Source organism: Acidovorax sp. FG60, from assembly GCF_057808995.1.
On the sequence record NZ_JBMDJC010000057.1, the window covers coordinates 1 to 921 of the forward strand.

The 921-nt window shown below is 64.3% G+C and carries 1 protein-coding gene; it reads left to right on the top strand.

The window, feature by feature from the left end:
• A partial coding sequence (locus ACODS0_RS27980; protein WP_488838500.1) for a tartrate dehydrogenase occupies positions 1-921 on the top strand: 921 nt, incomplete at both ends.

Sequence of the window (921 nt, forward strand, 5' to 3'; positions counted from 1 at the left end):
CCGCATCGCCGTCCTGCCCGGAGACGGCATCGGCAAAGAAGTCATGCCCGAAGGAGTGCGCGCCATCCAGGCCGCCGCCGCCCGCTTTGGCTTTGAACTGCAGTTGCACGAATTCGAATGGGCCAGCTGCGACTACTACGCCGCCCACGGAAAAATGATGCCCGACGACTGGAAGGCGCAACTGTCGGGCATGGACGCCATCTTCTTCGGCGCCGTGGGCTGGCCCGCCACCGTGCCCGACCATGTCTCCCTGTGGGGGTCGCTCCTCAAGTTCCGCCGCGAGTTCGACCAGTACATCAACCTGCGCCCCGTGCGCCTGTTTGAAGGCGTGCCGTGCCCCCTGGCCGGCCGCAAGCCCGGCGACATCGACTACTACGTGGTGCGCGAGAACACCGAAGGCGAATACACCTCGCTGGGCGGCATCATGTACGAAGGCACCGACCGCGAGATCGTGATCCAGGAATCGGTCTACTCGCGCCACGGTGCCAACCGCCTCTTGAAGTTCGCCTTCGACCTAGCCCAAAGCCGCCCCAAAAAGCATGTCACCCTGGCCACCAAGAGCAACGGCATTGCCATCAGCATGCCCTGGTGGGACCAGCGCGCCGACGACGTGGCCAAAGACTACCCCGAGGTCACGCTGGACAAGCAGCACATCGACATCCTCACCGCCCGCTTTGTGCTGCAGCCCGGCCGTTTTGACGTGGTGGCCGCCACCAACCTGTTTGGCGACATCCTCAGTGACCTGGGCCCGGCTACCACCGGCACCATTGGCCTGGCGCCGTCGGCCAACCTGAACCCTGAGCGCAACTTTCCCAGCCTGTTCGAGCCCGTGCACGGCTCGGCACCCGACATCTATGGCAAGAACATTGCCAACCCGATCGCAATGATCTGGTCGGGCGCGCTGATGCTGGACTTCCTCAC